This is a genomic window from Ramlibacter sp., assembly GCF_035554825.1.
GTDB lineage: Bacteria > Pseudomonadota > Gammaproteobacteria > Burkholderiales > Burkholderiaceae_C > Ramlibacter.
In genome coordinates this window covers 103,111-123,818 of sequence record NZ_DATMHS010000077.1, presented here as the reverse complement: position 1 = coordinate 123,818, position 20,708 = coordinate 103,111, and the positions used below count along the sequence as shown (strand labels likewise).

Genomic DNA, 20,708 nt, shown 5'->3' with positions numbered 1-20,708 from the left:
CTTCTGAAGCGTCCCGTGCGCCGGGGCATGCGCCCACCCGCGGGCGCCGTGCAGCGTCACATGGATGGGAATCATCGCGTACACCCGGGCTCTCACCAATGGCTCCGTTGGACTATCAGTCCTAGTAAGCGGCGCTGTCGCGGAAGACCAGGCGTACGGTCTTCCAGATTATGTACAGGTCGAGTCGCAGCGACCAGTTGCGCAGGTAGTCGAGGTCGCAGCGGATGCGCCCTTCCATCTTTTCCAGCGAATCGGTCTCGCCGCGGAACCCGTTCACCTGGGCCCAGCCGGTGATGCCCGGCTTGACCTTGTGGCGCACCATGTAGCTCTTGATCAGGCCGCGGTACATCTCGTTGTGGGCGACGGCATGCGGGCGCGGCCCGACCACGCTCATGCGGCCCTGCAGCACGTTGACGAACTGCGGCAGTTCGTCCAGCGAGGTCTTGCGCAGGATCGACCCCAGCCGCGTCACCCGCGCGTCGTTCTTGCGCGCCTGCTGGATCTGGCCGCCGTCCTCGGTCACGGTCATCGACCGGAACTTGTAGACGATGATCTCCTCGCCGTCGAGCCCGTAGCGGCGCTGGCGAAAGATCACCGGGCCCGGCGAGCTGAGCTTCACGGCCAGGCCGATCGCGACCATGAACGGCGACAGCAGCAGCAGGATCAGCGCGGCCAGGACGATGTCGCTGATGCGCTTGAGCACGCCGGCGGGGCCGCGGAACGGCGTCTCGCAGACCGAGATCACCGGCAGGCCGCAGACCGAATCGGTGCGGCCCTGGATCAGGTCCGTCACGAACATGTCGGGCACGAAGTAGACCGACGACGTCGTGTCCTTCAGCGCGTCGAGCAGCTCCTTGATCCGCGGCTGCGAGGCCATCGGCAAGGACAGGTAGATCAGGTTGACCCGGTTCGCCTTGGCGTACGCGGCGATGTCGGCGATGCGGCCCAGCATGCGGTGGCGGTCGGCCCCGTACTGCCGGTCGGGCGTGCGGTCGTCGAAAAAGCCGAGCAGCTCGATGCCGGTGTCGGCGGCGCCGACCAGCCGGTCGGCCAGCGCGCAGCCCTGCTCGTTCAGGCCGACCACGACCGCGCGCAGCGCCGGGCCCTGCAGCCGAACCAGGTGCGGCGCGGCGGTGCGCAGCGCCCAGTGGCTGGCCAGTTGCGCCACCGGGGCGAACCAGAGCCAGTTGACGACGATGGCGGGCGCGAAATCGTTCATGTGGCCGGTGGCGAAGCCCATCGCCAGCAGCAGGCCGGCGGTCCAGGTCCAGGTCAGCAGCGTGCCGGCCACCACCCGCCCGGGCGACAGCCGCAGCTGCGGCCGCCCGGGAAACGCCAGCGCGAAGACGACGACCGACGCGATCAGCCACGCCGAGCCCAGCTCGTCGTCGAAGAACCACACCAGCAGCCACAGCGAAAGCACCGTGACCAGCGGCTCGAGGCCGGCCTCGAGCGCCTGCAGCAGCCGGCTCTGCCCCAGCGAGGGCACCAAGCGGATCGGCGGCACGCGCGGGGCCGCGACGGCCAGCATCGGATCGGCTTCACGCATAGGCGGCCATCCGGTTGAGTTTGGCGACGGCCTGCGCGCGGTTGGTGACGTCGAGCTTGGTGAAGATGCTCTTCATGTGGTTCTTCACCGTGAACTCGCTGATGCGCAGGATGCAGCCGATCTCGGGATTGGTCTTGCCGAGCGCGACCCAGTCCATGATCTGGCGTTCGCGTTCGCTCAGGGCGGGCACCCGGGCCGTGTGCACGCCCTGGCGGTCGCAGGCGGCCTCGCGCACCGGCGCCGGCGGGATGCGGCGCAGGGCGGTGTCGATGAACGGCAGCAGCAGCTTGAGGGCGCTGCCGCCGCCGGGCGGCAGGCTCGTCTGCATGCTGAGCGCGGCGAAGATGCGTTCGCCGCCGCGCGGGCCGTCGGTGGTGCCATGGACGAGCGCCGTGCGCATGCTGGCGATGGCCTGCGCCGAGGCCCAGTTGCAATGGCCCAGCAGTTGCTGGCAGCCGGTGATGTCGACCTGGCACGGCGCCTGCTGCGCCGCGACCCAGCAATCGCGCAGGTAGCCGACGAAGGGCGCGATGCAGGCGGGCGTGAAGTTGTGGGAGCGCAAGCCGGGCACGCTGGACACCAGGTCGTAGTGCAGGTCGCCACTGCTGAAGTCGCCCCATCCCACCAGCATCGCATCGTGGCTGAGCCATTGCTGCACATCCCCCTGCAGCCAGCGCCACAGCTCGGCGTGGGTGGCCACGCCCGCTCCCTGCCCGGCGATCTGGAGGAATTTCGACGGGTCGCGCTCTGGCAGTGGTGTTGTGATGTTGTTCATGACGTAGGCCCTGGTGGCACGTGAAAAATGCTGTGCTTCCGAGGCTGCCACTGTAAGAACGGGGCCCTTTTTGTTGATGTGGGAAACACGGTGCTCTTGATGTAGGACGAGCTCCATAGCCCGGAATCAGGCGGAGATGACATGAAAAGCGGCCACTGGGCGGGCCGTCGCAAGAGCGGTTCCCGAGTCCATGTCGGACGTGTCCGGCGGCAACAAGTCTGGCGGCAACATCTGCTCACACCAGTGCAGTGGCCGAGCCCGATGCATCGCGGGATGCCGGTTTGCCGCTCGACCGTATGTGCCGCGCGGCCGCCGGCCAGTGGGACGCGGCACGTGCGCGGCGAACAAGTTACAAATCGTCGCGACGCCCGGCGTGGCCCGGGAGCAACGAACAAGCGCCGCAGGCGCGGGAATCGCGAGCGCGTGGAAGGCGAGGTCAGCGCGAGCGCAGCGCGCGGGGCTGTGACGGCCGTCACATCTGGGCGGGCGCCTTCCGCCGCCGCGCTGGCAGCTGCGCTGTAGGACTTGGCCGCGACCGCTGGCGCCGCGCTTGCGCCCGCTCGGCGCGGCCCAGCAGAATGCGCCGCAGAGCCGCTCGTGCCGAGCTGCACGGTACCGCCGGCACGCATCGAACGGCGGCCGCCCCACCCTTTCCTCGACAGCAACGACCAGTGATCAACAGAACCGTTTCAGCCCTTCTCTTGTGCGCCGCGCTCGGCGCCGCCCAGGCGCAAGCGCCGCGCCGGGCCGCCCTGCCCCCGCCGCCGTCGTGCAGCGCGGTGACCCAGCAGACCTGCGCGACCGCGCAGGCGCTCGGCCGCGGCATCAACCTCGGCAACATGCTGGAAGCCCCGCGCGAAGGCGATTGGGGCGTGCGGGTCGAGCCGGCCTATATCGAGCAGGTCGCCGGCGCCTTCAACACCGTGCGGGTGCCGGTGCGCTGGAGCAACCATGCGGCGCCGACGGCGGACGCCAAGATCGACGAAGCCTTCGCCGCCCGGGTCGACCAGGTGGTGGATGCGCTGCTGGCCAAGGGCGTGTACGTGATCGTCGACATGCACCATTACAACCAGCTGTCGGGCGCCGGGCTGCACCCGAACGAAACGCCGGTGGACGCCGCCGTGCTGGAGACACGGCTGGTGAACATGTGGCGCCAGATCGCGCAGCGCTACCGCGACCGGTCGCCGAAGCTGCTGTTCGAACTGCTCAACGAGCCGAACGGCCGGCTCAACGGCGAGGCCTGGAACACGCTGGCGCCGCAGGTGCTCGCCGCCGTGCGCGCATCGAATCCGACCCGGCCGGTGCTGATCGGGCCCGGCGAATGGAACAGCGTGTACGAGCTGAAGAAGTTGCGGCTGCCGGCGGACCGCAACATCATCGTCTCGATCCACAACTACGATCCCTTCAACTTCACCCACCAGGGCGTGGAGCACCTGGCCAAGCCGTTTCCGCTCGGCACCACCTGCTGCGACGCCGGGCAGCGCAAGGCGATCACCGATGCGCTGGACACGGCGCGGCAATGGAGCGTCGCCAATGGCTACCCGCTGCACCTCGGCGAGTTCGGCACCTACGAGAAGGTGGACATGAAGTCGCGCGAGACCTATACGCGGATCGTGCGCGACGAGGCCGAGCGCCGCGGCATCCCGTGGACGTTCTGGGAGTTCGCCTCGGAGTTCGGCGTGTATTCGCCCAAGACCGGCAAGTGGATCGAGCCGCTCAAGCGCGCGCTGCTGGACTGACGCCGCGGCCACCGCCGCCTATTTGCGGCGTTTCGGGCCGTCGCCGCGCCCGCCCTGCTTGGGCTCCTTCGCCAGCGGCGGGCCGTCGCGCTGCGCGCCGGGGCGTCCCGAAGGCACCAGCTTTTCGAACAGGCGCCGCCGCGTTTCCGGCCCGAGTTCTTCGGTGCGCCAGGAGATCTCCAGGTCCGGGGGTGGTTCGGGTCGCTTGCTCGGCATGGGGCGATCATGGGCACCCGCTCGCGCCGGCCGGGTAGGACCCCAGGGCGTTGACGGGTGCGCGCCCGCCTACGACGCGATGCGCGCGGCGCCGACTAGCCAAGCAGGAGCCAGCCGCCGGCGGCCGCGAACGCCACGACCAGCACCGGCGACACCCGCCCATGCACCAGGAGCCCGAACGCGGCGAGCGCCAGGCCGAACGCCGCGCGGCCGTGGATGGCACTGGTCCACACCGGGTCGTACAGGGCCGACAGGAGGATGCCGACCACGCCGGCGTTCACCCCGGCCATCGCCGACTGCACGGCGTCGCGTTGCCGCAGCTCGTCCCAGAACGGCAGCGCGGCCACGATCAGCAGGAACGCCGGGATGAAGATCACGACCAGGAACACGAAGCCGCCGACCCAGCCGGCGAGCGGACCGTGCGCCACCGCGCCGAGGTAGGCCGCGAAGGTGAAGAGCGGACCGGGGACCGCCTGCGCGGCGCCATAGCCGGCCAGGAACTCGGCGCTGCCGACGGCGCCGCTCGGCACCACGGTGGCCTGGAGCAGCGGCAGCACGACGTGGCCGCCGCCGAACACCAGCGCGCCGGCCCGATAGAACCCGTCGACCAGCGCCCAGGTCGCCGAGCCGCTGGCGGCAGCGACCAGCGGCAGGCCCGCCAGCAGCGCGACGAACAGCGTCGATGCCGCCACGGCCCAGCCCCGGGAGACGCCGGAGCCACGATGCGCCACCGGCTGCTGATGCGGCACCTTCACCAGCCGCCAGCCGATCAGGCCGGCGCCGGCGATGGCGCCGACCTGGCCCAGGGCGGAGGGCACGGCGAGCGTGAGCAGCGCGGCGCCGATCGCCAGGCCGGCCCGCACGCGGTCGGGGCACAAGGCCTTCGCCATGCCCCACACCGCCTGTGCCACCACGGCCACGGCGGCCACCTTCAGGCCCTGCACGACGCCCGAGGCGGCGACCTCGCCCCAGCGCGCGACGCCATGGGCAAAGGCGATGAGCGCGAGGGCCGAAGGAAGCGTGAAGCCGATCCATGCCATCAGCGCCCCGAGCCAGCCGGCCCGCGACAGGCCCAGCGCCATGCCGACCTGGCTGCTGGCCGGCCCCGGCAGGAACTGGCAGAGGGCGACCAGGTCCGAGTAGCTGCGATCGTCCAGCCAGCCGCGCCGCTCGACGAACTCGGCGCGGAAATAACCGAGGTGCGCGACCGGGCCGCCGAAGGAGGTCAGGCCGAGCCGCAGGAAAGCGAGCAGCACCTCCAGCGCCCGGCCGCGCCGTGGCGGCGCGCCGGCGCCGGCGTCCGGATCGGCATCGGGAACTGGGGCGCTGGCTCGCAAGGTGAGGCGTGCTGGTGGAGCGAAAGCCGGACAGTGTGCCAGAGCCTGCCCGCCGGCCGCTGCGTATCATCGGCCCGGGAGGTGCGCAGTGGAGATCGGCAATCGAGGGCGTCGTTGGGGACGCAGTGCGACATGGCAGTGGGGCGCGGCCGTCTGCCTGGGCGCCGGCGTCGCGGGCGCGGCCGCGCAGGCGCTGCCGGACTGCGTGCACGAGGACGACGACGCACGCCGGCTGGCTTGCTACGACAGGCTGTTCCGCGCGGCGGGCGCCGCCGTTCCCGCCGTCCCCGCCGCGTCCGCACCGGCGCCCGGCACGGCGCTGGCGCCCGTGACGCCGCCCGCTGCGGCAGCGTCCGAGACGGCGCCCGTGGCGACCGTGTTCGACAAGGCGTGGGAGCTGTCGCCGGCCACCAAGCGCGGGACGTTCGTGGTGCGCACCTACCTGCCCAACTTCGTGCTGCCGCTGCACACCAGTTCCAGCATCAACCGCAGCCCGGCCAGCCCGACGCGCGGCACCGTCACCGACCGGCCGGCGTATCGCGCCAGCGAGGCCAAGCTGCAGGTGTCGCTGCGCGCGAAAGTGGCGCAAGGCCTGGTGCTGCCCGACGCCGACCTCTGGTTCGCCTTCACGCAACGGTCGTTGTGGCAGGTATGGACGCCCAGCGAATCGTCGCCCTTTCGCAGCACGGACTACCAGCCCGAAGCGATCTACGTCGTGCCGGTGCCGGCCAGCCTGGGCACGCTCGGCGCCGGCTGGCGCTGGCGCATGGCGCAACTGGGGATCGCCCACCAGTCCAATGGCCAGGGCGGCGCGCTGTCGCGCAGCTGGAACCGCGTGCACGCGACGGCCGCGTTCGACCGCGGCGAGTTCGGGCTCCTGCTGCGCGCTTATCGGCGCATCGGCGAGAAGACCAACGACGACAACCCCGACATGGCCAGCTTCATCGGCAACACGGAGGTGATCGCCTCCTGGCTGCCCGGCCTGTCGACGGCGTCGCTGACCTGGCGCACCCACGCGGCCACCGGCCGCCGCGGGTCGCTGCAGCTGGACTGGACCTACCCCGTCAGCCGTTCGCAGCCGGCCGGCCTGCGCTGGTACGCGCAGCTGTTCAGCGGCTATGGTGAGACCTTGCTCGACTACAACCACCGCCAGACCAGCGTCGGCGTGGGTCTGACGCTGTTCCAGTTCTAGCGTCGCCGCCGCGGCGCGGCGCCAGGGCTGCTGCGGCCGGGCATCGTCACTTGCCGGCGATGCTGTACGTCCCGTTGGCCGTCCACTTGATCCTGGCGTCCAGGAAGAGGGTCTTGAGCTGCGGGCGCGCCGCCTTGACCAGGTCGTGCGCTTCGCCGCTGCGGCCGCCGGCGCCGCAGAAGAACACGATCGGCTTGTCGGCCGGCAGCCGGTCGAGGTTGGCCTCGAGCGTGGCGACCGGCATGTTGAGCGCACCCTTGAAGGTGCCAGCAGCGAACTCCTGCGGGTCGCGCACGTCGATCAGGTGCACCGTCTGCGGCGCCTCGCGGTAGATGCGCTCGAACGATTCGACGGCGATGGTGCCGGGCTCCTTGCCGGCGACGATCGCCGGCGCGCCGACGCCGGCGGCGCCGTACGCATGCTGCCAGCCGGGCCAGCCCTCGGGCACGACCTTCACGTTGCGGTACCCGAGCTTCACGGCCTTTTCGGCCGAATCGTTGCTCAACTTGCAGGTCGGCCCGTCGCAATAGAAGTACAGCGGCGCCGCCTTGTCGGCCGGCAAGCGCGCGGCCGCGAGCGCGTCGAACTGCGAATCGGGCAGGCTGATGGCGCCGGGGATATGGCCCTGGTCGTACTTGCGCTCCTTGGGCCGGGCATCCACCAGCGTCAGCGGCGACTGTTCGTCCAGCAGCCTCTTCAGGTGCGCGATGCTCACCGCCGCCAGGTGGCCGGCCTGCACCCAGCCGGGGAAGCCGTCCGCGTAGACCCGCACATTGGTGTAGCCGAGCCGGCCGGCCTTGAACGCCGACTGGTGGCTCAGGATGCACTCCGGCCCGTCGCAGTAGAAGATCACCAGTTGCGACTTGTCCGGCGGCAGCAGCTTGGGCGCCAGCTGCTCGAACTGGCTGTCCGGGATGTTGATCGCCGTCGGTATGTGGCCGAGGTCGTACTTGCGCGCCGCCGGGCGCGCATCGACGATGGTCACGTCCTCGCGCTTGGGCAGCACGGCGTACTGCTTCACCGTGGCCGTGTCGACCTGGTGCGGGTAGCGGCCGGCCGCGTCCGGCACCGTCTGCGCGGCGGCGGCGGCCGGCCCCGTGGCGCTGCCACCGGGCAGCGCCGGGCAGAAGATCATCATGGCGATGACCGCGCCAAGGGCGGTCCTGGTCCGTGTCTTCATGCAGCCCTCCCTTCAGCAGCCGGCCGTCTTGCGGAACGACTTGCTGGCGTTGCCGCCGCCGCTTTGCTGGAAGCGGGCGCGGATCTCGTCGCCCTCGACGATGCGCTTGTCCTTGAACTTGTCGAGGGTGAGTTCGTCCGTGACGTTCAGCTTCACCTCGGCGCCGGACTTGCCGTCCTTCAAGGTGGCGACGGCCGAGGCGCCGTCGGCCGCCAGCTCGATCTTCGTGACCGGCCCCACCACCGTCACGTCCTGCGCCGCGGCGTTTTGCGCGGCCCATGCCGCCGCCAGGAGAACGGCGACCCGCAAGCCGCCTGCCAATGTCGTGCTCATGATTCGATCCTTCTCAGAACTTCACTTCGAACGTGCCGTAGATGTCCCAGGCCTTCCTGAGCGGCGTCAGCGCGCTGAACTGGCCGTTCATGTCGCTGATGCGCACCGGCGCGCCGACCCAGTTGTTGCTGCCCGTGTACTTGAAGTCGTAGTACTGGGCGCCGAGCTTGAAGAACGCCTTGGAGCCGAACGAAGAGATCGGCTTGCCGGCCAGCTCCTGGATGAGATAGGCCTCCCAGACGTCGCCGCGCGTGCCGGCCTTGGCGGTCCAGATGTCGTCGGCCGCCGGCGCGAACGTGATCCAGTTCTTCGAGCCGCGGTTGAACTCCAGGCCGATCTTGGTGCGCGACGGCAGGTCGTAGCGCAGGCCGACGGCGATGGCGTTGCCGCGCTTGCGGCTGGCCGCCTCGGGCGCCAGGAAGCCGCCGGTGAGCAGGCCCTGGAAGCCGAAGGCCGCCGACACGTTCTGGTTCGGGCGGGTGACGCTCAAGGCGACGTCGCCGAAGAAGTTCAGGTTGCCCGGACCGACGTTCTTGAGCGTGCTCATCGCGCCGACGCCGAACCAGTCGATGTCGCCCAGGTCCGCCTTCGGGGCGGTGGTGCCGAAGTAGGTGCCGTTCATCGCCGGCGCGTCGAAGATGTGGAAGCCGCGATTCCACTGCGCCCAGACGCGCAGCTTGTCGCTGTCGATCGGCACCAGCGAGATGCCCAGCATGTCGGTGTCGGCGATCGAATTGGCCGGCGTCCGGCGCAGGCCGCTCTCGAAGCCGCGGCCGTAGCAGATCTTGCCGTACGCGCCCGGCAGGTTGTCGATGTCCGGCGCGTAGCCCAGCGTCATCCCGTCGAAGGCATAGTCGACCAGCAGCGAAGGCGTGCCGCCGTTGCCCGGGCGCGGTTCGTTGAGCTTCAGGTTGCCGGGCGCGCCGTTGGTGGAGGGGCGCCGGCCCACCGAGAACCACAGGTCGCGTCCGCCGATGTTGCTCCAGGTGCCGTAGGCGCGGTCGACGCTCACCTGGCCGCTGGAGGGCAGGTGTCCCACCGTGCCGTCGAAGACCCCCACCCGGTCGGCGAAGAACGGCGCCGCCCCGCCGTTGACCACGGCGGCATCGTCCTGCGCGCCGAAGGTCTTGTACATCGCCAGGCGCGTCGTCACGCTCACGTCCTGCGTCGCTTTCGCGTGCAGGTCCAGGCGCAGGCGGTTGGTGTAGAGCGTGTCGTTCTTCGGCTTGTGCGCCGGCACCTGCGCGGCGAAGGCGCCTATGCCCTGGGCCATGCCGGCGTTGCGCGGCGCGCCGAGGAACGCCAGCGCGTCGTTGTAGGTGCGCACCGCGTTCATGCCCTGGGCGAACGCCATGAGACCGGACAGCGCGCCGGCCGTGCTCATGCCGCCGGCCTGCGGCGCGCCGAAGTACGCCGACGCGCCGCTGGGGTTGGCGAAGAAGTCGCCCTGCAGCCGGTTCTGCGCATTGGCGAAGGTGGCGCCGACGTCCGTGAAGGGGCGCGTTTCGCCGCGCAGGCTGTCGACGCGGAAGCGGTAGTCGCCGCCGACCGTCAGCCAGCGCTCCAGCGAGCGCTCCTCGCTGCGCCTGGCCTGGGCCTGGACGTCGGCCTGGCTCTTCGCCGCCTTGTCCTCGGTGGCCCGCACCTGGGCCTTCAGCTGCTCGATCTCGCGCGACAGCGCCTCGATCCTCCTCAGCACGTCTTCTTCGGCGGCCGCGGCCGCCATCGGCGCGAGCACGACCGCCACGGCGGCCATGACGCGGGACAGCTTTCTCCTGCTCATCGATTGCTCCTTGTCGGGATGAGCTCCTCCGGGACCGCCGGCGCCCTCGCGCGGTGGCCCCCTCCTCTTCGATGCGGCGCGCCGGTGTGCGCGCTGTTGTTGTCGTGGGCGGCCGCGCGGCTGTCGCCGCGCCGCGCGCCGCGCCCTCATTCCGGCGAAACGCCGGGCACGTTCTTCATGCGGCCGTTCTCGGCGTGACAGGCCTCGCAGGCAAGCGCCTTGGCCTTGGGCGCCACCATGTGCGTGATCGGCCACATGCTGTAGGTCTCGATGAAGCCGACCTGGCCCGAGAACGGCGCGCCGACGGCAGCCATGCCGGTGGCCACGGCCTTGGGCCAGTCGAGGTTGGTCCAGTACGCGGTGCTGTCGTTGCCGGCCAGGTGCGTGACGGCCAGCGTCCGGTTGACCGGGTCCCAGGCCTGCCTGGCGCGGAACACCTTCACCGGCCAGATCTTCGACTTGCCGTCGGTCGGGCTGCCTTCGAACCGGTTGATGGCCACCGGGCCCTTCTTCGGATCGAGCTTGTCGCGCGCCAGGGTGTAGGTCACCTTGCCGTTGAACCAGGCGTACTCGGGCACCACGTTCTCGGCGAGCGTGAAGTCGCCCTTCATGCCGTTGTAGACCTCGTAGCCTTCGGCATTGCGCCGCACCAGCGGCTTGCCGTCCGCGCCGCGCTGGCCGGCGGTCGACCAGTCCCAGACCATCTTGGTCGGCACGCCGCCGCGCGCGAAGGTCGGGATGTGGCAGGTCTGGCACGCGATCTTCGCGTTGTGCCGGTTGATGTCCTTGGAGGCATGGGGCGCCTCGCTGTGGCAGTTGGTGCAGGTCAGGGTCACGCCCATCGGCCCGTAGCGGCTGCCCGGCACGTCGTGGTTGCTGGTGCGGTGGCAGCTGGCGCAGCTGAAGTTCAGGCCCTTGGCATCCATGTGGACGTCCAGGGCGGCGTCGGGCGCTTCCAGCGACGAGTCCATGTCCCCGTGCTTGACGCCGTCGCCGCCGCCGCCCAGGAAGTGGCAGCTGCCGCACGAGGCGCGGCTGCTGCGGCCCACCGCCTGCGCGATCGACGACAGGTTGATCCCCTTGACGACCTTGCCGGAGCCGGGCAGCAGCTCGGTGTCCTGCGTCAGCACGTGGCCGGCCAGGCCGCCAGGCTTGGCATAGCGGCCGGTCGTGTCATGGCAGACCAGGCAATCGACGTTCGCTTCCGAAGTGAAGTCGAAGGTCTTGGCGTCCTTCATGCCGTAGCCGACGTGGCACGACGCGCAGGCGCCCAGGTTGGTGGCCGTGGAAGTGCAGAAGTTGTTGACGACGTGGCGCTTGCCGAGCAGTTGCCCGGCCGGGTTCACGTACTCCCACTTCCAGTGCTGGGTCTTGTGGATCTGCCTGGCCGACTCCTTGTGGCAGGTCAGGCAGGCCCTGGTGACCTCGGGGCCGGAGCGGAAGTCCTGCTTGAGGATCTTGAATCTGGCATGCAGCGGCGGCGCCGCGGAAGATTTGGCCGGCGCCTGGGCGTGCGCGACGCCCAGGAGCAACACGGCCATGGAACAGGCTGCAAGACACCGGGTGAGCATGTGGTCCGACCCCCTTTCCGGACAAAATTAGGAGCCGGATCGCTTTGCCACTTTGATCCAAATCAGCTATATGTCGATACAGTTATGGACTGTCGCCGGACGGGACCACCGGTTTTTGAGGGGATGACGCCATGAAGAACCTCGATGACGACGCGCTGGCGCTGGTCGCCCGCTACTTCGCCGCCCTGTCGGTGCCGATGCGGCTGCGCATCCTCAGGCACCTGCGCGACGGCGAACGCAACGTGGGCGAGATCACGGCGGCGACCGGCTGCACGCAGGCCAACGTGTCCAAGCATCTGGCCGTGCTCGCCCAGTGCGGGCTGGTGGCCAAGACCCAGCGCGGCACGAGCGCCTACTACCACTTCGCGGACGAGACGGTCTACCGCCTGTGCGACCTGGTCTGCACCCAGCTCGATCGCCGCTTCACCGAGCAGGCGGCGCAGCGCCGGGCCGTCGGCAACGCGGCGCGCGCGGCGGGCCAGCGCGGACGCTGACCGCCGGGCGGCGGGCCGGGCGACCACTTCGTGCCGCGCGCCGCGCCGCACCCGGTCGCCGGCCGCGCCGGCGCCGGCCCGACTACTGGTCGACGACGAACCCGTCGAAATGCGGGCGCATGGAGATCGGCTTGGACAGCGGCGGCCGGATCTTCTGCGCGTCCGCCAGCAGGTTCATGCCCAGCCCCGGGCCGGAGGGGATGTCGACGAAGCCGTTTTCGGGCAGCGGCACCTTGTCCACGACATTGCTGCCCAGGTGCTCGGGCCGCGATTCGAAGATCCCGGCCTCGAATCCGGTCGCGTACTCCTGGATCGCGAAGTTCGGGATCGCCGCGGCCACTTGCAGGCAGGCGGCCAGGCCGATGGGCGACAGCGGGTTGTGCGGCACCACCTGCACCTGGTGGGCCTCGGCCATCGCGGCCACCTTGCGCGCGCCGGTGATGCCGCCGCACAGGCACACGTCCACCCGCGCGTACTCGACGCCGCCGCGGGCCATCAGCGCCTGGAATTCGTAGATCGTCGCGAACCGCTCGCCGGTCGCGATCGGGATGTGGATCTTCTCGGCCACGCGCGCCATCGCATCGGCGCTCTCGGGGCGGATCGGATCCTCGATGAACATCGGATGGGTCTCCTCGATGCCGCGGGCGAACACGATCGCCTCGGCCGGCGTGAGCCGGCGGTGGATCTCGACCAGCAGGTCGACGCGGTCGCCGACCACCTCGCGCATGCGCCTGGTGTTGTCGATGGCGTCGCGCATCTTCTTGATGTGGGTCTTGAAATAGACCTGGTCGTGGCCTTCGTCCAGGAACGGGTTGAGGTGGCCGAACGCGTTGAAGCCCGCCTCCATCTTGGCCCGGCACTCGACCAGCATCTTCTCGATCGTGTTCTCGTAGATGTGGCCGTAGATGCGGGCCTTGCGGCGGGCCGCCCCGCCCAGCAGCTCGTAGATCGGCACGCCCAGCGCCTTGCCCTTGATGTCCCACAGCGCGATGTCGATGGCCGAGATCGCGGCGTTCTCGGCCAGGCCCTGGAAGTAGCTGAACCGGTGCATCACGTTCCAGTGATGCTCGATCGCGAACGCGTCCTTGCCCTCGAGGTATTCGGCGAACCGCCGGATGCAGGCGCCCGCGGCTTCGATGTGGCCCCAGGTGCCGGCCTCGCCGTAGCCGACGATTCCTTCGTCGGTGGTCACCCGGGCGTACATGAACTGCCCCACGTGCAGGGGCTCGATTTTGGCGATCTTCATTCGGTCTTTCGTGATCGGTGGCTCAGTCCACCTTGATGCGTGCTTTCTGGATCAGCTCGGCCCAGCGCTGCGCTTCCGTTTCGATGTGGCGATTGGCTTCGGCCGGCGTCATGGACACGGGCTCGGCCCCCGCCGCCAGCAGCTTCTCGCGCACGTCCGGGCGCTTGATCATCTTCTGCACCTCGGCCTGCAGGTAGTTGATGACGTCGGGCGGGGTGCCCTTGGGCGCGGCCAGGCCGAACCAGTTGGCGATGCGGAATTCAGGGAAGCCGGCTTCGGCCGCGGTCGGGACGTTCGGCAGCGAGGACAGCCGCTTGGTGTGCGCCACCGCCAGCGGCCGCATGCGGCCCGAGGCAAGCTGCGCGGACACGGTGGGCGCCGCGGTGATCAGCACTTCCACCTGGCCGCCCAGCAGGTCCTGCACCGCGGGCCCGGACCCCTTGTAGGCGACGTGGGTCATCTCGATGCCGGCCACGCTCTTGAGCAGTTCCCCGGCGATGTGCGGACCGCTGCCGGCGCCGCCCGAGGCGAAGTTGAGCTTGCCGGGCTGGGCCTTGGCGAGCGCCACCAGCTCGCGCAGGTTCTTCGCCGGCACGTTGGCGTTGACCACCAGCACGTAGGGCGCCTCGGCGAAGACCGTCACCGCGGCCAGGTCCTTGATCGGGTCGAAGGCCAGTTTCGGAAAGAGCGACGGCACGATCGTCTGCGTCATCTCGTTGGCCAGCAGGGTGTAGCCGTCGGCCGGCGCCTTGGCGACGTAGCCGGTCGCGATCGTCGTGCTGCCGCCGCCCTTGTTCTCGACGATGAAGGTCTTGCCGGTCGCGGCGCCGAGGGCCTGGGCCGCCAGCCGCGCGACGATGTCCGTGGTGCCGCCCGGCGCGTACCCGACCACGAGCGTAACCGGCTTGGACGGGTAGCTTTGGGCCTGGCCCGCCAGCGGCAGGGCCGACAGGCCGATCAGGACGGAACGGCGCGAGAGGGATGGCAGCGAACGGTTCACTTTGGCTCCTCGGTGGGGCCTTGCGACGGGAAGGCCGTGCGGAAAACTGTACGTTCGCGTTCGGCTGAATAATCGTCAGCGCGCTTACACCATTCTTCAACCGGACTTCACAATGATCGCGATCGCCAACGCCTCGGCGGAAATGGCCTTCTTCCACGTCCTGATGCGGTGCGGCAGCCTGTCCGCCGCGGCCCGCGAGCTGGGGCTGACCACGCCCGCGGTCAGCCGGCGGCTGGCGCTGCTGGAGGCCCGGCTGGGCGTGCAGCTGCTCAATCGCACGACCCGGCGCATCGGCCTGACCCCCGAAGGCGAGGCGTACCTGACCAGGGCCAGGCGCATCCTGGCCGACATCGACGATCTGGAGCAGCAGTTGAGCCGGGCGACCGCCGAGCCGCGCGGCCTGCTTCGCGTCAATGCCACGCTGGGTTTCGGGCGCAGCCACGTGGCGCCGGTGATCTCGAGGTTCTGCAAGGCGCATCCCGAAGTGCAGGTGCAGTTCCACCTCTCGGTCACGCCGCCGCCGCTGTCGGAGGACGCATACGATGTCTGCGTGCGCTTCGGCGAGCCGCCCGACGCGCGCGTGATCGCCCGCAAGCTCGCCGCGAACCGGCGGCTCCTGTGCGCCGCGCCGGCCTACCTGGCCCGGCACGGCACGCCGCGCACGCCGGCCGACCTCGTGCGGCACGACTGCATCAGCATCCACCATGGCGACGATGCCTACGGCATGTGGCGCCTTGCCTCGGCGCGCCGAAGCGCGGCGGTCAAGGTCACCGGCTCGCTCAGCACCAACGACGGCGACATCGCCGTCGCCTGGGCGCTGGACGGCCACGGGATCCTGATGCGCGCCGAATGGGATATCGCCAAGTACCTGCGCAGCGGGCGCCTGCGCCAGGTGCTCGAGCAGTACGCGACGCCGCCCGCGGACATCTATGCCGTCTACCCGCAACGGCACCAGACTTCACGGCGGGTGACGGCCTTCGTCGACATGCTCTGTGCGTCGTTGGATTCCACGGCCCGCAGGATCGCGGCGAACGGGTAGCACGGCGGCCGGCCGGCCAGCGCCGACTGCCGGTGGCGAGCCTGTCCGGCCACGGCGCCTCACCGCTCCCTGGCCGCGAACGCCTCGATGTCCTGGATGGCGTCCTCCAGCGCGCTCGCCTCCAGTTTTCGGCTCCCCCACTTCGGCTTGCCCAGGTAATCGTTCAGCGCCGTCACCCGCTTGATCACTTTCCCGTTCAGCCTGATGGCGTAGCTGCCAAAGCGATCGGCTTCGATCTCGAACTCCGGTCCCGTGGCGCCCTTGGGCGTGTACATCATCTTCATCCGGCGATTGTCTCCAGCCGTCGGCGAACGCCGGCGGTTGATAAGACCTGTTACCACCGGCAGTCACCGGTGCGGGGAGGCGGCACGCCCGCGCGGCACCGCCGCTCAACTGGTGCCGGTGGCCCAGGCCAGGTCCGAGAACGGATCGGCCTGCGCGGCGTCGCGCCGTTCGCACAGCGACTGCAGGTAGGCGAGCACTTCGGCTTCGTGCCTGGCGGCGTCCGGCATCACCCTGATGGGCACGATGCCGTCGGTGGCGCGGGCCTCGCCCGGCGGCGCCGCGAGGTCGGCGTCCCCGGCGGGTGTCGACGGCGGGCACAGCGGAACGTGTTTGCTCATGACGCAGTCTCCCAGTTCACCGGCAGTTCACCGGCAGCTCGCCATGGCGGGTGCCAGGCACGGCCGGCGCGCGTGAACTGCCATCGTGAAGCAACGCGGCAGCGCGGGCGTAGTCGCTTTGTCCCGAACGGGCGTGACAATGCTCTCTAGATGCGGCTGGCGGTCCGCTGGCGGGACGGCTGGCGTCCCCCCTGGCGCGCAAGATAGGCGGAGCCGCTGTCCTCGCCCGTGAAGGCCGCGACCTGCTCGCGCGCGGCGATGTATTCGCGGCGCAGCTCGGACCGGCGGCGGGTCAGCTTCGCCTGCGCGATCGGGTCGTAGGACATCGACCACGGGTCCACGGGCGCGGCCCGCTGCGCCACGGCACGGGACTTCGTCCGTAGATGGGCTGGCGGACGCCGGGCGTGGCGCCGCGCTGCCAGCTCGGCGACGGTCTTCGCTGGCGTGGGAGGCGCCGGGGTGGCCGCCGGCGGCGCTGGCGCTGGCGCCGGCGGCGCTGGCGAGGGCGCCGTCGCCTCGCACGGCGTCGCCGCCGGCTCGCGCGGCCCCTGCAGGTCCACCGCAACCACCTGCGTCAGCCGCGGCGGCGGCAACGGATCCAGCCGGACCATCTCGCCGGGCGGTCGCGCGGCGCGCCAGCTCATCGGCAACATGATGGCCACCGCGAACACGGCCGTGACCAGGCGAGTCCACGGAAAGCGCTCCGGCGCCGCCAGGCCCGGCGGGCCGGGGGATCGAAGGTGCGCACCGCCTTGCATGGATCCTCGCTTGGAACCCCACCATCGTAGTGCGCTTTCCGGGGCCGTGGGGCCATCCGGCGGCGCCATCGCTGCCGCGCTGGGCCGCCATCCCGGCGTTGTGCGCGCCGCGGCGCCGGCGTAATCTGCGGGATCCAACGCGGAGGCGCTTATGGAAGTCGAAGCACGAAGCCCGGACCTCACGCCAGACTGGCAGCGCAGCCTCGAGACGGCCGCCGCATTGGCGCGAGAGCAACTCGACTGCGCGCTGGAGATCGTGCAGGAGGTGCGCCCGCACCACCAGGACGACGCGCTCGTGGCCGCGGTCATGCAGGCGATCGCCCTCAACCAGGCCACGCTGCGCTCGCGCCCCGGCCCGGGCTGAGCCGCCGCGCCGCGGCCGATGCGACGCGGCGCCATCGCGCCGTGCGGCGTCGAGCCCGCGCGGCGGCATGCGTGATCGACGCGTGCGCCGCGGCCCGCCCGAGCGCTCGCGACGAGGTTCGTCGAAACGCACTTACAGGCCGGTAGCACCTCTTACCCCGGTGCAAGCACCATGCCGCTGCCGCCGGGCTTTACTGGTGGAGGGCAAGCCTGATGCGCAGCGCGTCGCGGTGGATCGGCGGCCCGTCGACGGGAGACCAACCATGAGCATCCTCGGCGCCCAGCGCACGCACCCGGCATCGATTGGCGTTGCATGCGTGGTCGCCGCGACGGTGCTCCTCCTCTCGCTGGCTGCCTGCGGCGGCGGGGGCGCGGCCGACCCGCTCGCGCAGCCCCCTGCGGCCAGCAGCCTGGCGGCCCCCAAGGCGGCGGCCGACCCCACCCTGGTTCCCCTGGGCGTGCGCCGCGTGAACACGACCCAGCCCGGCGACCAGACGCTGCGCGCCATGGGCGCGACCGCCGATGGCGGCGTCGCTGTCGCCTGGTTGTCCAGCGGCGAGCCGGGCGGCACGCCCGGCGGCAAGCGGCTGTCGATGCAGCGCTACGACGCCGGCGGCCAGGGTCTGGGCAGCGAAACGCCGATTGCGTTCGACGTCGCGGCCCGTCCCGACGCGAACGTCGCCGTCCTGGCCGACGGCAGCATCCTGCTGGCGTACAGCACCTTCACCGTGGTATCGGTGTCCGCCTCGCAATACCTGGTCCGCCAAAGCGTGTCCACCGAGCGATTCGATACCGGCGGGGCCGCGGTCGGGGGACCGCTCGAGGTGACGGCGCTGCAGAGGAACCTGTTTGCCAACCCGACGCAATTCAGCTTCCTCGATCCGGCCATCACGACCTGGAGCGACGGCAGCTACCTCGTGACCTGGACCGCGAAGGAGCAGGAGCCGGCCTATCCGCCGCTCATGAAATTCTTCGCGCAGCGCTACGACAGCCAGGGCGCGGCGCAGGGCGGCGCCCGGCTGGTCGCGGTCGGCGGTGGCGGCTGGGGCGTGCAATCGACCCTGTTCGCGGCCCTGCCGGACGGTGGTTTTCTGGCCGCCCTGACGCGCCTGGACATGGGGATCCAGTCGACCGCTTTCACCCCCTTCGACAGTGCCGAGCGCACCGCCACCATTCCCGCGGCAGCCAGCGGCCAGACCGACCCGGGTGGGACTTCGCTGCTGCCTTTGGCCAGCGGCGGGTACGTGCGCTGGTCGGTCAAGGCCGGCGCCGGCCCGCTGCAGATCCTGGACAACGCCGGCGCGCTGCTCGCAGCAACGGCGATCGCGCCGGCCGCCGCGATCGCTGCCTTGACCGACGGCGGCTTCGTCGTCTTGCGCAACGACAGCGCGCCGCCCCCCGCCGAGCCCCAGCTGGTTGCGCAACGCTACGACGGCGCCGGCGTGCCGGTGGGCGCCGCCCTCGCGATCGCCACCAACGGCGTCGTGCCGCGTGCGACGGCGCTGGCCGGTGGCGGCCTCGCGCTGGGCTGGACGACAACCGCCGCGGCGGCAGGGGACCTGGACGTGTATCTGGAACTGCTGCAGGCGCGGGCCGCGTCCTGGCAGGCGACGGTCCGTGCCTGCCGGACGGCAGCCGCCGCCTTGCAGGGATCGCAACACCGGCAGTTCATGAGCAACTGCCTGAAGGCCGCGTGAGTCGACCGGCCGCTGCGTGAAGAATGGGAGACCACATGAAGCGCATGCTCGGGGCGCTGGCGATCGCGCTGGCGGCACTGGCCGCCGGCTGCGGCGGTGGCGGCGACGTGACGGTGCAGGTGACAGCCGACGCCGTGGGCGGCGAGCTGCCAGCGCCGGGCAGCCTGCGCCGGGCGCCGTCCGACCCGTCCGCCTGCGGCTATGAACACGTCTACGTCACGGTGATGGCGGTTCGGATCCAGGACCGCCCGGGCGGCGGGCCCGGCACCGCCACCGAGCTGACGCTCGCGCCGGCCCGCCGCATCGACCTGCTGCACCTGGGGGACGGCCTGCTGCGCGAACTGGGGCTGCCGCCCCTGTCGGCGGGACGCTATGCGCAGGTGCAGCTCGTCCTGTCCGCCAACACGGGCGCCGAAGCGGGCATCGCCAATGCCGTGCAACCGGCCGGCGGCAGCCCGCTGCCGCTGGCGATCCAGGGTTCGGGCGGCGTGCTCAAGCTGCAGCGCGACTTCGACGTGCCGGCCGGCGCGCTGGCCGACCTGGCGCTGGACTTCAACGCCTGCCGCTCCGTCGTCAGCGCCGGCCACGGCGGGCGCTACCTGCTCAAGTCCGCGCTGGCCGCCCACCCCATGCCCGCGGCAGCCGTGGTGGACAGCGCGGAACACCAGGTGAACACCACGACGGCCGGCGCGCAGGTGCAGCCGGACGTGGCCGTGCTGACCGGCGGCGGGCCGGTGGTCGTCTGGAGCTCGCCGGCGCCCGCCGGCGGGGCCACCCGCATCTACGCCAGGCGCTACGCGCCGGGCGGCGATCCGGTGGGCGGCGAGACGCCGGTGAGCGCCGCCACCGCCACCGACCAGGCCTTTCCGAGCGTCGCCGCGCTGGCCGACGGCGGCCATGTGGTCGCGTGGGCAGTGCTGGACGGCGTCGGCGCCGCGTCGGGCCGCGGACTGGGCATCCGGTTGCAGCGATTCGGCAGCGACGGCGCGCCGATCGGCGCCGAACAGCAGGTCGACACGCAGGCCGCGCTCGAACAGACGCGGCCCCATGTCGCCGGTCTGGCCGGCGGCGGTTATGTGGTGGTGTGGAAAGTGCAGCACTCCACCGGCGGCGCCTTCCCCGGTGCCCTGCCGGGCATCGTCGCGCGCCGCTACGGCGCCGACGGGATCGCGCTCGGCCCGGAACAGGGCATCAGCAGCAGCTACTGGCTGGCCGACGCGGCGGTCACGCCGCTGGCCGACGGCGGCTACGTGGTGGCCTGGGACGTGATGAGCAAGACGACGATGTACGTCTACCTGGCCCGCTTCGACGCGGCGGGCGGCGCCGCCGGCCCGCTGCGGCAGGTGACGAACTGGGGCGAGCGGCCCGCCGTGGCGGCGCTTCGGGGCGGCGGCTATGTCCTCGCCTGGCGCTCGCTCGCCGGCGTCCTGCAGACGCAGCGGTACGGCGCCGACGACACGCCGCTGGGCGGCGCCGTGGGGATCGACCCCACCGGCGGCGACCCGGGCGAGGCAGCCGTCGCGACGATGGCCGACGGTGGCTATCTCGTGACGTGGACGGCCAACCACGCCGACACGACCGGCAAGGACGTCTACGCCAGGCGCTATGGCGCCGACGGATCGCCGGCCGGCGCCATGCGCGTCAACCTGACCACGCTGTCGGACCAGCAGTCGTCGAGGGTCGCGGCCGGTCCGGCCGGCGGCTTCGCGGTCACCTGGCTGTCGCTCGGCCAGGATGGCGACAGCTGGGGCGTCTTCGAGCGGCAGTTCGACGCCGGCACGCTGCGCTAGCAGGCCCCGTGGTGCACCGCGCC

The 20,708-nt window shown here is 71.0% G+C and carries 20 protein-coding genes; 7 read left to right on the top strand and 13 right to left on the bottom strand.

Annotation, left to right across the window (positions count from 1 at the left end; genetic code table 11):
- Positions 1-121 precede the first annotated feature (121 nt).
- Together VNT59_RS09855 and epsA are read right to left on the bottom strand one after the other, a co-directional pair.
- A complete protein-coding gene (locus VNT59_RS09855) occupies positions 122-1,549 on the bottom strand; it encodes an undecaprenyl-phosphate glucose phosphotransferase (RefSeq protein ID WP_325498158.1) in 1,428 nt (475 codons plus the stop codon).
- Positions 1,542-2,324, bottom strand: a complete 783-nt coding sequence (gene epsA / locus VNT59_RS09850; protein WP_325498157.1) for an XrtB/PEP-CTERM-associated transcriptional regulator EpsA — start codon at positions 2,322-2,324, stop codon at positions 1,542-1,544. Before epsA ends, VNT59_RS09855 begins: the two co-directional genes overlap by 8 nt.
- 779 nt (positions 2,325-3,103) lie before the next feature.
- Here epsA and VNT59_RS09845 point away from each other — a divergent pair.
- On the top strand, positions 3,104-4,063 hold the full coding sequence (locus VNT59_RS09845) for a glycoside hydrolase family 5 protein (RefSeq protein WP_325498156.1): 960 nt from the start codon (positions 3,104-3,106) through the stop codon (positions 4,061-4,063).
- Positions 4,064-4,081: 18 nt separating this feature from the next.
- Here VNT59_RS09845 and VNT59_RS09840 read toward each other — a convergent pair whose 3' ends face one another.
- Together VNT59_RS09840 and chrA are read right to left on the bottom strand one after the other, a co-directional pair.
- A complete protein-coding gene (locus VNT59_RS09840; protein ID WP_325498155.1) occupies positions 4,082-4,279 on the bottom strand; it encodes a hypothetical protein in 198 nt (65 codons plus the stop codon).
- A 95-nt stretch (positions 4,280-4,374) separates the two neighbouring features.
- Complete coding sequence (chrA, locus tag VNT59_RS09835; RefSeq protein ID WP_414708374.1) at positions 4,375-5,616, bottom strand: chromate efflux transporter; 1,242 nt, start codon at positions 5,614-5,616, stop codon at positions 4,375-4,377.
- Between the two features lie 88 nt (positions 5,617-5,704).
- On the opposite strand from chrA, the gene VNT59_RS09830 reads away from it, so the two are divergent.
- On the top strand, positions 5,705-6,808 hold the full coding sequence (locus VNT59_RS09830; RefSeq protein ID WP_325498154.1) for a phospholipase A: 1,104 nt from the start codon (positions 5,705-5,707) through the stop codon (positions 6,806-6,808).
- Positions 6,809-6,854: 46 nt separating this feature from the next.
- On the opposite strand, the gene VNT59_RS09825 is transcribed toward VNT59_RS09830, so the two are convergent.
- The 4 genes from VNT59_RS09825 to VNT59_RS09810 form a co-directional block, all read right to left on the bottom strand.
- Positions 6,855-7,988, bottom strand: coding sequence for a rhodanese-like domain-containing protein (locus VNT59_RS09825; RefSeq protein WP_325498153.1), 1,134 nt, complete (start codon positions 7,986-7,988; stop codon positions 6,855-6,857).
- A 12-nt stretch (positions 7,989-8,000) separates the two neighbouring features.
- The gene (locus VNT59_RS09820; RefSeq protein ID WP_325498152.1) at positions 8,001-8,321 is read right to left on the bottom strand and encodes a hypothetical protein; all 321 of its coding nucleotides are present in this window, start codon (positions 8,319-8,321) and stop codon (positions 8,001-8,003) included.
- Positions 8,322-8,334: 13 nt separating this feature from the next.
- Complete coding sequence (locus tag VNT59_RS09815; RefSeq protein ID WP_325498151.1) at positions 8,335-10,104, bottom strand: DUF3373 family protein; 1,770 nt, start codon at positions 10,102-10,104, stop codon at positions 8,335-8,337.
- A gap of 146 nt (positions 10,105-10,250) precedes the next feature.
- A complete protein-coding gene (locus VNT59_RS09810; RefSeq protein WP_325498150.1) occupies positions 10,251-11,645 on the bottom strand; it encodes a tetrathionate reductase family octaheme c-type cytochrome in 1,395 nt (464 codons plus the stop codon).
- 161 nt (positions 11,646-11,806) lie between these two features.
- On the opposite strand from VNT59_RS09810, the gene VNT59_RS09805 reads away from it, so the two are divergent.
- On the top strand, positions 11,807-12,169 hold the full coding sequence (locus tag VNT59_RS09805; protein WP_325498149.1) for a metalloregulator ArsR/SmtB family transcription factor: 363 nt from the start codon (positions 11,807-11,809) through the stop codon (positions 12,167-12,169).
- An 82-nt stretch (positions 12,170-12,251) separates the two neighbouring features.
- On the opposite strand, the gene VNT59_RS09800 is transcribed toward VNT59_RS09805, so the two are convergent.
- Positions 12,252-13,415 carry a mandelate racemase/muconate lactonizing enzyme family protein gene (locus VNT59_RS09800; protein ID WP_325498148.1) on the bottom strand — a complete coding sequence of 388 codons (1,164 nt, stop codon included), beginning with the start codon at positions 13,413-13,415 and terminating at the stop codon, positions 12,252-12,254.
- Positions 13,416-13,437: 22 nt separating this feature from the next.
- Positions 13,438-14,415: a tripartite tricarboxylate transporter substrate binding protein gene (locus tag VNT59_RS09795; protein ID WP_325498147.1), complete on the bottom strand. Its 978-nt coding sequence runs from the start codon at positions 14,413-14,415 to the stop codon at positions 13,438-13,440.
- A 112-nt stretch (positions 14,416-14,527) separates the two neighbouring features.
- Between VNT59_RS09795 and VNT59_RS09790 the strand changes: the two genes are divergently transcribed.
- Entirely contained in the window at positions 14,528-15,454 is a 927-nt protein-coding gene (locus tag VNT59_RS09790) for a LysR family transcriptional regulator (RefSeq protein ID WP_325498146.1), read from the top strand.
- 59 nt (positions 15,455-15,513) lie between these two features.
- On the opposite strand, the gene VNT59_RS09785 is transcribed toward VNT59_RS09790, so the two are convergent.
- The 3 genes from VNT59_RS09785 to VNT59_RS09775 all read right to left on the bottom strand — a co-directional run bounded on the left by VNT59_RS09785 (position 15,514) and on the right by VNT59_RS09775 (position 16,835).
- Positions 15,514-15,738, bottom strand: a complete 225-nt coding sequence (locus tag VNT59_RS09785) for a hypothetical protein (RefSeq protein WP_325498145.1) — start codon at positions 15,736-15,738, stop codon at positions 15,514-15,516.
- A gap of 105 nt (positions 15,739-15,843) precedes the next feature.
- Positions 15,844-16,077, bottom strand: coding sequence for a hypothetical protein (locus VNT59_RS09780; protein WP_325498144.1), 234 nt, complete (start codon positions 16,075-16,077; stop codon positions 15,844-15,846).
- A gap of 146 nt (positions 16,078-16,223) precedes the next feature.
- Positions 16,224-16,835 (bottom strand): hypothetical protein, encoded by a 612-nt coding sequence (locus VNT59_RS09775; protein ID WP_325498143.1) that lies wholly within the window; start codon positions 16,833-16,835, stop codon positions 16,224-16,226.
- Positions 16,836-16,986: 151 nt separating this feature from the next.
- On the opposite strand from VNT59_RS09775, the gene VNT59_RS09770 reads away from it, so the two are divergent.
- The 3 genes from VNT59_RS09770 to VNT59_RS09760 all read left to right on the top strand — a co-directional run bounded on the left by VNT59_RS09770 (position 16,987) and on the right by VNT59_RS09760 (position 20,685).
- Positions 16,987-17,199, top strand: a complete 213-nt coding sequence (locus VNT59_RS09770) for a hypothetical protein (RefSeq protein WP_325498142.1) — start codon at positions 16,987-16,989, stop codon at positions 17,197-17,199.
- A gap of 262 nt (positions 17,200-17,461) precedes the next feature.
- Entirely contained in the window at positions 17,462-18,895 is a 1,434-nt protein-coding gene (locus VNT59_RS09765; RefSeq protein WP_325498141.1) for a hypothetical protein, read from the top strand.
- Positions 18,896-18,930: 35 nt separating this feature from the next.
- On the top strand, positions 18,931-20,685 hold the full coding sequence (locus VNT59_RS09760; RefSeq protein WP_325498140.1) for a DUF4382 domain-containing protein: 1,755 nt from the start codon (positions 18,931-18,933) through the stop codon (positions 20,683-20,685).
- Positions 20,686-20,708 lie beyond the last annotated feature (23 nt).

Excerpts from the sequence above, each read along its gene's own strand:
- VNT59_RS09855 (WP_325498158.1), bottom strand. The coding sequence starts at position 1,549 with ATGCGTGAAGCCGATCCGATGCTGGCCGTCGCGGCCCCGCGCGTGCCG.
- VNT59_RS09825 (WP_325498153.1), bottom strand. The coding sequence starts at position 7,988 with ATGAAGACACGGACCAGGACCGCCCTTGGCGCGGTCATCGCCATGATG.
- VNT59_RS09770 (WP_325498142.1), top strand. The coding sequence starts at position 16,987 with ATGGAAGTCGAAGCACGAAGCCCGGACCTCACGCCAGACTGGCAGCGC.
- VNT59_RS09805 (WP_325498149.1), top strand. The coding sequence starts at position 11,807 with ATGAAGAACCTCGATGACGACGCGCTGGCGCTGGTCGCCCGCTACTTC.
- VNT59_RS09815 (WP_325498151.1), bottom strand. The coding sequence starts at position 10,104 with ATGAGCAGGAGAAAGCTGTCCCGCGTCATGGCCGCCGTGGCGGTCGTG.
- VNT59_RS09785 (WP_325498145.1), bottom strand. The coding sequence starts at position 15,738 with ATGAAGATGATGTACACGCCCAAGGGCGCCACGGGACCGGAGTTCGAG.
- VNT59_RS09800 (WP_325498148.1), bottom strand. The coding sequence starts at position 13,415 with ATGAAGATCGCCAAAATCGAGCCCCTGCACGTGGGGCAGTTCATGTAC.
- VNT59_RS09775 (WP_325498143.1), bottom strand. The coding sequence starts at position 16,835 with ATGCAAGGCGGTGCGCACCTTCGATCCCCCGGCCCGCCGGGCCTGGCG.
- VNT59_RS09765 (WP_325498141.1), top strand. The coding sequence starts at position 17,462 with ATGAGCATCCTCGGCGCCCAGCGCACGCACCCGGCATCGATTGGCGTT.
- VNT59_RS09810 (WP_325498150.1), bottom strand. The coding sequence starts at position 11,645 with ATGGCCGTGTTGCTCCTGGGCGTCGCGCACGCCCAGGCGCCGGCCAAA.
- epsA (WP_325498157.1), bottom strand. The coding sequence starts at position 2,324 with ATGAACAACATCACAACACCACTGCCAGAGCGCGACCCGTCGAAATTC.
- VNT59_RS09840 (WP_325498155.1), bottom strand. The coding sequence starts at position 4,279 with ATGCCGAGCAAGCGACCCGAACCACCCCCGGACCTGGAGATCTCCTGG.
- VNT59_RS09820 (WP_325498152.1), bottom strand. The coding sequence starts at position 8,321 with ATGAGCACGACATTGGCAGGCGGCTTGCGGGTCGCCGTTCTCCTGGCG.
- VNT59_RS09760 (WP_325498140.1), top strand. The coding sequence starts at position 18,931 with ATGAAGCGCATGCTCGGGGCGCTGGCGATCGCGCTGGCGGCACTGGCC.
- VNT59_RS09790 (WP_325498146.1), top strand. The coding sequence starts at position 14,528 with ATGATCGCGATCGCCAACGCCTCGGCGGAAATGGCCTTCTTCCACGTC.
- VNT59_RS09780 (WP_325498144.1), bottom strand. The coding sequence starts at position 16,077 with ATGAGCAAACACGTTCCGCTGTGCCCGCCGTCGACACCCGCCGGGGAC.